The organism is Rhodococcus sp. (in: high G+C Gram-positive bacteria) (assembly GCF_049591685.1).
GTDB lineage: Bacteria > Actinomycetota > Actinomycetes > Mycobacteriales > Mycobacteriaceae > Rhodococcoides.
In genome coordinates, this window is the sequence record NZ_JBAWFH010000029.1 from 1 (window position 1) to 8,507 (window position 8,507).

Below are 8,507 nucleotides of genomic sequence, written 5' to 3' on the forward strand. Positions count from 1 at the left end.
CAGCCTGTGCAGGGCCTCGCGAATCGGCGTTCGAGACGTCCCTACGCTACGGGCGAGGCTCGCTTCATCCAGGAATTGGCCCTCGGCGTACGTCCCCGTCAAGATCGCGTTGCTGATGGCGCGATACGCGATGGTGGTGGCCGACGGGCGCCTCAACCCGTCCGAGTCGGGGTCATCTATGGGCGCTGGCATGGGTTGAGGGTAGCTCCAATAGCAGGTAGGTCGACGTCGCAGGGCAATTCAGACGCAGGTGGGCAAATTGTATGCAACTAGTGCGCAAATAGTCGACTTGTCTTATAGTCGTCGTCACATCCACTACCGAGGAGTTCCCGCGTGCACACGACCCCCCGTCATGCAGTCTGGTTGTCCGAGCCGTCGAGCGCCGCAGTCGAGATGGCCGGCCTCGCTGGCTACGACACCGTCGTCCTCGATGTCGAGCATGGAACCTTCGACCTCGCCGCGCTCGATTCGATGTTGCCCCTCATCCGTGCAAGCGGATTGAGGGCCATCGTCAAAGTGCTCGGCCCTGAAAGAGGCCCCATCCAGCAAGCACTCGATCTCGGCGCAGACGCGGTTGCTGTTCCGCACGTCGAGTCGGCGTCCCATGCAGCCGAAATCACGGCGTTCGCGAAGTTCCCTCCTCTTGGTCTGCGGTCCTTCGCCGGGGGGCGCACGTCGGGCTACCGGGGTTTCACCGACGACTGGGTGGCGGAGCAGGACACCTCCACCCGTTGCTTCCCCATGATCGAGGACGCGTCAGCGCACGAAGAGATCGAGCAGATTCTGGCGCTGCCGACGGTGGATGGTGTCTTCATCGGTCCGTCCGACCTCTCCCTTCTCCGCGGTCGGGGCGCGTACAAGGCATCGCAGGATGACTTTCACGACCTGCGCAGAATCGCCCGCGCAGCTCGGGCAGCAGGAAAGCCCTGGATTCTCCCGGCCTGGAGCGACGCCGAGAAGCGCCTCGCCGTCGAGGAGGGAGCGGAGACGATCATCGGCGTAATGCAGTACGGCGCGATGCTCAGCGGTTTCACCACCGCTATGAACACCATGCACGCTATCGAGAACGAGGTGAACGCCTAATGTCTGTAATGGCCGCTGCCGTCCAGTTCGCTCCTACGAGCGATAAGTCAGCGAACCTCGACGAGATCGACCGTCTCGTACGAAGTGCACGGGCGATGGGCGCAGAGCTCGTTGTCCTTCCTGAGTATGCCGTCTTCACCGTTGACGCAATGGATGACCGATTCGTTGAAAGTGCCGAACCGCTGGACGGTCCGTCCGTGGGCCGTCTGGCTGATCTGTCCGCCGAGTTGGACGTTGCAATCATCGCTGGCATCAACGAAGTCGCCGACGCGGGCCGAATTCACAACACCCTCATTGGCGTTCAAGCAGGAGAATTGCAGGCTGTCTATCGCAAAGTGCATCTGTACGACGCCTTTGGATACAAGGAGTCGGACAAAGTGCTCGCCAGCGACCCGCAAGCACCCCAGCTGCTCCATGTAGGAGCGTTTACCGTGGGCATGCAGACCTGTTACGACCTGCGGTTTCCGGAAGTGACGCGCACTCTCGTCGACGCAGGAGCGAACGTCATAGCCATGCCGGCCGAATGGGTCCCTGGACCACTCAAGGAATTCCACTGGACGACGTTGTTACGGGCTCGCGCCATCGAGAACACCGTCTACCTGGTCGCCGCCGATCAATGCGCCCCCACCGGTGCCGGCAACAGCATGATCCTCGATCCGATGGGCAACACGCTGGCAGGCGTGGGGGAATCGGAGGGTATCGCTGTCGCGACACTGGACGCCGAACGGATCGAACAGGTGCGGGGTATCAATCCCGCGTTGGCCTTGCGCCGCTATCGCGTCACAGCGAGGGATGAGCGAGCATGAGAAGACAATTCTCGGCAATGGTCGCGGCGGTGCTTGCTGCGGGCGGCCTGACCGCATGCGGCGCGGGGAGCGATGCTGACTACGTGCTGCATTATTCGACGTACTCCAACGCAACCTCCGATCAGTCCAAGACGGTTGAACGCTGGGCTAGCGACGTCGAACGCCTCACCGGCGGTGGGGTGACCGTGCGGTTCCACTACTCCGAGAGTTTGGTCGGCGCCGACGAGTCCGTAGCGGCCACGCTCGACGGTCGGGTGGATCTGGCCCAGGTCGGTTCGCTGTACGCGGCCTCTGATCTCGCGATGTATACCGCCGCGGAGTTACCTTTCGAGTCGATGAATCCGGAATCGCATCTCAAAACGATCAGCCGGATGTACCAGGAGAACGAAACGTTCCGTGACGACTTCGACCGTCAAGGCGTCAGGTTGCTTTTCCCATTGCCCATCGGCAACGCGACGCTCGGGTCCGCCTCCCCGGTGACCAGCATCTCGGATCTGCAAGGACGGAGTGTCCGTTCGGGTGGTCTCGTGTCTCAGGTCATGGTCGCGGCTGGTGTCAACCCAGTCTCGATGACGGCGACCGATGTCTACGAGTCGATGCAGCGCGGGATCATCAGCGGTTATACCTCGCTGGGGATGTCGAATTTGCCGACCTTCGGTCTCGCAGATTCGACCCCGTTCATCGTTGACCCGGGTATCGGTGCGTACGCATCATCGATTGTTGTCGTGAACGAGGACTTGTTCCGAAGCCTGCCTGAGAACTACCGTCAGGCGCTGCTCGAGGCGGGGGAGAATGCCATCGGTTTCGGCCTCGAGGAATTGGACGAACTCGGCCTGCTCGCTTGTGAACAATTGCGTGCGTCGGGAACCAGCTTCTCGGCACTACCCGCGGATGAGCTCGACACGTTGCGCGAGGAGACCGGCGCGGCCGAGCAATGGGTGTCGCGATACGAGGAGAGAGGCTACGACGCTCGGTCCGTGCTCGACGACTATCGCACAATACTCGCCGAGGAGAATGCCGCGTCGGACTACGTCGATGCTCTACCTCGCTGCTTCGGGGAGGCACAGTGATCGCACCACCGACCTTTCCCAAACCGGTTCGGGCGCTGGCACAAGTACTGACCGTGGTTGCGGGGTTGATTCTGTTCGGCTTGGCTGCGCTGACCGTCGCGGACGTCGTGAGCCGAAATGTACGTAACCAGTCGATTCTCGGCGCAGTCGAAATATCCGCCCTGTTGTTGGTCGCGGTGGCGTTCTTCGGACTGACCGCTGCCGAGATCGACGGTAGGCATGTGTCCGTCACTTTGATCGAAGACCGGCTCGGCCGACGCGCCCGGATGGTGCTGAGTGCGGTGCGTGGAGTGTTGATCTCCGTACTCGGTTTGGTTTTGGTGGTGGGAATGTTCGGAGTGCTCGGCAGCGCATTCGAGCGTGGCGAGACAACGAACGATATCCTTCGACTCCCCACGTGGCCGGCCAAACTGGCGGTGCTGGGATCTTTCGGGTTGTTCTTCGTCATTGCAGTGTGGAAGGAAATACTCGTATTCCTCCGTGTGCGGGCCGACATCGAGGAGACCGATGTCGATCCCGTCGTCCATCCGGAACAATCTGCTTCCTCGGAGGTCCACGGTGACTGCTGAATCTGTTTCGATTCTTGTTCTCGTTCTGACCTTCTTCCTGGCCATGCTCGCGATTCGGTTGCATGTAGGCCTTTCCCTCATGCTTGCCGGCTTGCTCGGGGTGATCGGCCTCAGAAGCTTGGACGCGGCCGTGGGCACGGCGGCCAATCAGCCGTATTCCACCGCTGCCAGCTACTCGCTGACAATCATCCCGTTGTTTATCGTCATGGGTGTTCTGGCGGTGAAGGCGGGGTTGGCGCAGGCAGGCTTCGATTTTGCGTCGCGTGTACTGAGGAGACTGCCGGGAGGTAGCGCGTTGGCGTCCCTGGCAGGGTCCGGATTGTTCGCTGCGGTGACCGGGTCGAGCGTCGCCACTGTCGCAACCATGGCGCGCGTATCGACCGATGCGATCGTCAAGGCAGGCTACGGTTTACGGCTTGCTGCAGGAGTTGTGTGTGCAGGCGGAACGCTGGGCGTTCTCATTCCACCCTCCATCGTTTTGGTGCTTTACGGTGTGGTCGCGGAGGAGAGCATCGGTCAGCTGTTGCTCGCGGGAATCGGACCGGGGCTGCTGACGTTACTGGCGTATGCGGTGACTGCTGTCGTTGTCGTTTTGCTTCAGCGCAGAAGATCACGGAACCTGCTGGTGCGCAATGACCCTCCTGCGGAAGCGTCTGGTTGCGTCAGCAGCTCGAACACGGATACCGCTCCGCGTACCCTCGCACCCGAGAAGCTCGACATCTCGGGGGTGCTCTTCCTCGCCGTCATCTTCGGCGTCTCGATCGGAACCATTTACCTCGGCGTCGCAACTCCCACGGAGGCAGCGTCGTTCGGTGCAATGACGGCACTGCTCGTCATGGTGCTGCGTGTGCGGCCACCGCAGTTGCTCGCACGACTACGCGAATCGATCACGGAAGCAATCGGATTGACGGCCATGACGTTCCTGTTGATGGTCGGTGCCGGGGTATTCACCTATTTTCTCGCACTGTCAGGCGCCAGCTCTGCTTTGGTCGACGCTGTGGTCGGTGCCGACATGGCGCCGTACCTGGTTCTGGTGCTGTGTCTTCTGCTCCTGCTTCCGCTCGGCATGTTCCTCGACGGGATCTCGATGATCCTCATCGCCGCCCCGCTCCTTCATCCCATACTCACCGAGTATGGATTCGACGGCGTGTGGTTGGGCATTCTCATCGTGAAAGTCGCAGAGATGGCGCTGATCACGCCGCCTGTGGGGATGAATGCCTTCGTGTACTCCGGAGCTGTACCAGAAGCCGGTCTGGCCAGAGTGTTCCGCGGAATCTGGCCATTCTTGATCGCCGATGTTGTGGTCGTGGCCATCCTGATCGTGGTACCTGAGATCGTCACATTCCTCCCTGGGCTGTCGTCGGCCGTCTGAACGGCTGCGCAGCCGAGTCACACGATCGTCTCGGACGACAATCCCCTGTCCGGTTCGCCGGGCAGGGGATCTTTCGTTTCACGCCATGGAATCCTTCAGGAATTCTGCGAACTCTCGGGCGGATGCGAGGTCGTCGGCATTCGGACGACCTTTGCCGATCCCGCCGACCAATTTGAAGGGCAGGTACGTGTCGTAGCCGCGGCACGTGAAGCCGCCGACTACTTCATAGCCCTTGTTCTCGATGTTGTCGACGAACGGCTTGGCGAAACGGTTGAGGCGCGATTCCCGCAGGCCACTCGTGGCGAACACGAAGGCTTTGCCGGTCATCGGCGGTAGAGAGTCGACCCGTGCGCGGAGGTCGTGGTGAAACCGGCGGGAGTAGATGCCGGATCCGAAGCCCACCAGGTCGTAGGAGGCGAGGTCGGCGGCGTCGACCTCACCCGGCGTCACGACGGTCGCGTCCAGGACTTCGCTCAGGGCGTCGGCAATTTGGCGTGTATTTCCGTGCGAGACGGACGAACACACGATCAGCGTCTTGGGCATCGGTACAGCGTATCCGGCGATGCACAGCGGACAGACGAAGTTACTCACAGGCGTGTAATTCATCGCTACGCACCCTGAGCTGGGTAATTGGCGTCGCCTCAAAGGTTTGTCCACACGCCATCCACAGGATTACGGCAATGGTCCTCGAGTTGTCCACAGGTTTGTCCACAGCCTGTTGATACATACGTTCGAAAGGACGGTTCGTGGGTCGTCTGGAGTGAAAGCCCTACGCGGAGTCATCGAGATCGGGCGCGCTCATGCCGAGGTGCTCGATGTGATAAACCGCTTCGTCGAGCAGCATTGCGACGTGGTTGTCGTACAGGCGATAGATGACGCTTCGCCCGGACCGGGCGCCGGTCACGAGACCCATTGCGCGCAGCAGCCTCAGCTGGTGCGATACGGCCGATTGCTCCATTTCGACGGCGTCGGCGAGGTCGTTGACGCCGCTCGGGCCCTGCCGCAGTTGCGTGAGGATGCGGAGGCGGCTCGGGGTGGCGAGGGCTTGCAGAGTTGCGGCGACAGTGGCCGCTGACTCGGCGTCGAGCTGCGCCGGTGGCGTGGCGCGTCTCTCGACTCCGTGTCCCATGCCGCAACTATAGTCAATGTACACATGTATAGCTCTTCATGTAATCATGTAGATATGACCACCCTCTCCAAGCCGCGTACTCCCGGCGCTGCCATCGGCAGCGCGCGAACACGACTGCTTGCCGTCCCCGAGGTACGTTGGGCGACCGCCGCGACGGTCCTGTTCCTGCTGGGCCTCGTCGCTCAGTTGTCGCCCGCGCCCGACTGGGTCTTCTGGCTTCTGTATCTGGCCTGCTACGCCACGGGCGGGTGGGAACCAGCGCTCGAGGGAATTCGAGCCCTGCGAGAGAGAACACTCGACGTCGATCTGCTCATGATCGTCGCCGCAATCGGCGCGGCCGCGATCGGTCAGATCTTCGACGGTGCCCTGCTCATCGTTATTTTCGCTACCTCGGGCGCGCTCGAAGCGGTACTGACCAAGCGCACCTCCGATTCGATTCGCAGTCTCCTGGACCTCGCACCCGAGGTCGCGACGGTGCTGACCGAGAACGGCGAGGAGCATGAGGTCGACGCGTCCGCGCTGCAGCCCGGTGACGTGGTCGTCGTTCGACCCGGAGAGCGGATCGCGGGCGAAGGACGCGTCGTCGACGGCGGAAGCGAAGTTGATCAGGCGTCGATCACCGGTGAGTCGGTGCCCGTGTTCAAGGGCGTCGGCGACGAGGTGTTCGCCGGAACGATCAACGGCACCGGCGCCCTTCGCGTGCGGATCGAGGTGGACCCGTCCGAGACGGTCCTCGCCCGCATCGTCGCGATGGTCGAACACGCATCGGAGACGAAGGCGAAAAAGCAACTGTTCATCGACAAGGTCGAGCAGTACTACTCCAAGACCGTGGTCGTCGCGACGGCGGCGATCTTCGCGCTACCGATGTTGGCAGGCAGCGAGTTTCAGCCGGCTCTGTTGCGGGCGATGACGTTCATGATCGTCGCATCGCCGTGTGCGGTTGTGCTGGCGACGATGCCGCCGCTGCTCGCGGCGATGGCAACTGCGGGCAGGCACGGTGTACTCGTCAAATCCGCGGTGGTGATGGAACAGTTGCGCACCACCTCGGTCGTCGCATTCGACAAAACCGGAACCCTCACCGAGGGTGTCCCGCGCGTCGAACGCGTCGAAACGTTTACGGCAGAGTTCGACGAGGACGCCGTACTGCGTCTTGCCGCCGCTGTCGAACGCGGAAGCGAACATCCGATCGGCGCGGCCGTCGTCGAAGCCGCCCGACTGCGCGCGTTGGCGGTGCCCGGCGCATCCGACTTCGAATCCACTCCCGGGCTCGGAGTGCGAGGGGTGGCGTACGGTCGAGTCGTCGAGGTCACCAAACCCACTGACAACTCGGCGCACTCGGAGACCGTCGAGCAGCTCGAGTCCGAGGGCATGACCGTGGTCGTCGTTCGGATCGACGGGCAGCCGGCGGGACTGATCGGGCTGATCGACACGGTACGTCCGCACGCGGCGTCCGTCGTTGCCGAACTAGAGCACATCACCGGCAACGGTGCCGTCCTCCTGACCGGAGACAACGACCGCGCCGCGCGGGCGGTCGCCCGCAGTACCGGCCTCGAAGACGTCCGCGCGGGTCTCTTGCCTCACGACAAGGCAGCAGCGGTCAGCAATATGGGTCAGCATGTCCTTCTCGTCGGCGACGGCGTGAACGACGCTCCTGCCCTCGCGGCAGCCGACATCGGCGTGGCGATGGGCCGCAGAGGATCGGATCTCGCACTCGACACCGCCGACGCCGTCCTCATCCGTGACGATCTGGGTGCGGTCGCGTCGGTCATCGAACTGTCGCGACGTGCCCACCGCATCGTTGTGAGCAACCTGGTCATCGCCGCGTCGTTCATCGTCGTGCTGGTGACGTGGGATCTCGTCGGCACCCTGCCGTTGCCCGTGGGCGTCGCAGGGCACGAAAGTTCGACGGTGATCGTCGCGTTGAACGGGATGCGTCTGTTGTCGTCGCGAGCATGGCGACGCAATACACACGATTGCGTATCGCCCCGATCGGGCATGCACTCCGAATGACGAAACTACTGTTCGCTGTGACAGCTGCCGACCACTGGACGTTGAAGGACGGATCGAAGCATCCGACCGGCTACTGGGCCGAGGAGCTCGTCGAATCGCATCGGACGTTCGTCGACGCCGGGTGGGACGTGGTCGTGGCAACTCCAGGGGGCAAGGCGCCCGTCGTCGACCAAGGCTCATTGGCTGTCGATGCCAACGGCGGCGACGAGGACAAGGTCGCCGACCAGAAGAACTACCTGGAGTCCATCGACTCGATCCTTCAGAACCCCCAGGTGCTCGAGGATCAGAAGGCAACGGACTACGACGTTGTCTTCGTGCCCGGCGGCCACGGTCCGATGGAGGACCTCGCGGAGTCGGGTCAGTTCGGTGCGTTGGTGTCCGATTTCCTCGACGGCGGCAAGGTCGTCTCGGCGGTCTGTCACGCGCCGGCGGGATTGCTGCCCGCGACGCGATCGGACGGTGTGTGGG

At 62.5% G+C, this 8,507-nt stretch carries 10 protein-coding genes; 7 read left to right on the top strand and 3 right to left on the bottom strand.

What is annotated here, in order from left to right; all coding sequences use genetic code 11:
• Positions 1 to 192, bottom strand: a 192-nt coding sequence (locus WBQ44_RS01110; RefSeq protein WP_495564895.1) for a GntR family transcriptional regulator, incomplete at its 3' end; no start/stop codon positions are given.
• A 141-nt stretch (positions 193 to 333) separates the two neighbouring features.
• Here WBQ44_RS01110 and WBQ44_RS01115 point away from each other — a divergent pair.
• Genes WBQ44_RS01115 through WBQ44_RS01135 form a run of 5 tightly spaced genes read left to right on the top strand, consistent with a single transcriptional unit; the run spans position 334 to position 4,900 of the window.
• Positions 334 to 1,083 carry an HpcH/HpaI aldolase family protein gene (locus tag WBQ44_RS01115; RefSeq protein WP_495564896.1) on the top strand — a complete coding sequence of 250 codons (750 nt, stop codon included), beginning with the start codon at positions 334 to 336 and terminating at the stop codon, positions 1,081 to 1,083.
• A complete protein-coding gene (locus tag WBQ44_RS01120) occupies positions 1,083 to 1,889 on the top strand; it encodes a carbon-nitrogen hydrolase family protein (RefSeq protein ID WP_495564897.1) in 807 nt (268 codons plus the stop codon). Before WBQ44_RS01115 ends, WBQ44_RS01120 begins: the two co-directional genes overlap by 1 nt.
• Positions 1,886 to 2,959 (top strand): TRAP transporter substrate-binding protein DctP, encoded by a 1,074-nt coding sequence (gene dctP / locus WBQ44_RS01125; RefSeq protein ID WP_495564898.1) that lies wholly within the window; start codon positions 1,886 to 1,888, stop codon positions 2,957 to 2,959. Before WBQ44_RS01120 ends, dctP begins: the two co-directional genes overlap by 4 nt.
• Positions 2,956 to 3,528: a TRAP transporter small permease gene (locus WBQ44_RS01130; protein ID WP_495564899.1), complete on the top strand. Its 573-nt coding sequence runs from the start codon at positions 2,956 to 2,958 to the stop codon at positions 3,526 to 3,528. Before dctP ends, WBQ44_RS01130 begins: the two co-directional genes overlap by 4 nt.
• Positions 3,518 to 4,900 (top strand): TRAP transporter large permease, encoded by a 1,383-nt coding sequence (locus WBQ44_RS01135; RefSeq protein WP_495564900.1) that lies wholly within the window; start codon positions 3,518 to 3,520, stop codon positions 4,898 to 4,900. The genes WBQ44_RS01130 and WBQ44_RS01135 overlap by 11 nt, the downstream gene beginning before the upstream one ends.
• Before the next feature lie 78 nt (positions 4,901 to 4,978).
• Here WBQ44_RS01135 and WBQ44_RS01140 read toward each other — a convergent pair whose 3' ends face one another.
• Positions 4,979 to 5,443 carry a flavodoxin family protein gene (locus tag WBQ44_RS01140; RefSeq protein ID WP_495564901.1) on the bottom strand — a complete coding sequence of 155 codons (465 nt, stop codon included), beginning with the start codon at positions 5,441 to 5,443 and terminating at the stop codon, positions 4,979 to 4,981.
• Positions 5,444 to 5,669: 226 nt separating this feature from the next.
• On the bottom strand, positions 5,670 to 6,029 hold the full coding sequence (locus WBQ44_RS01145) for an ArsR/SmtB family transcription factor (protein WP_495564902.1): 360 nt from the start codon (positions 6,027 to 6,029) through the stop codon (positions 5,670 to 5,672).
• A gap of 54 nt (positions 6,030 to 6,083) precedes the next feature.
• Here WBQ44_RS01145 and WBQ44_RS01150 point away from each other — a divergent pair, with 54 nt between their 5' ends.
• On the top strand, positions 6,084 to 8,039 hold the full coding sequence (locus WBQ44_RS01150; RefSeq protein ID WP_495564903.1) for a heavy metal translocating P-type ATPase: 1,956 nt from the start codon (positions 6,084 to 6,086) through the stop codon (positions 8,037 to 8,039).
• Positions 8,036 to 8,507, top strand: a 472-nt coding sequence (locus WBQ44_RS01155; protein ID WP_495564904.1) for a DJ-1/PfpI family protein, incomplete at its 3' end; no start/stop codon positions are given. The genes WBQ44_RS01150 and WBQ44_RS01155, both read left to right, overlap by 4 nt.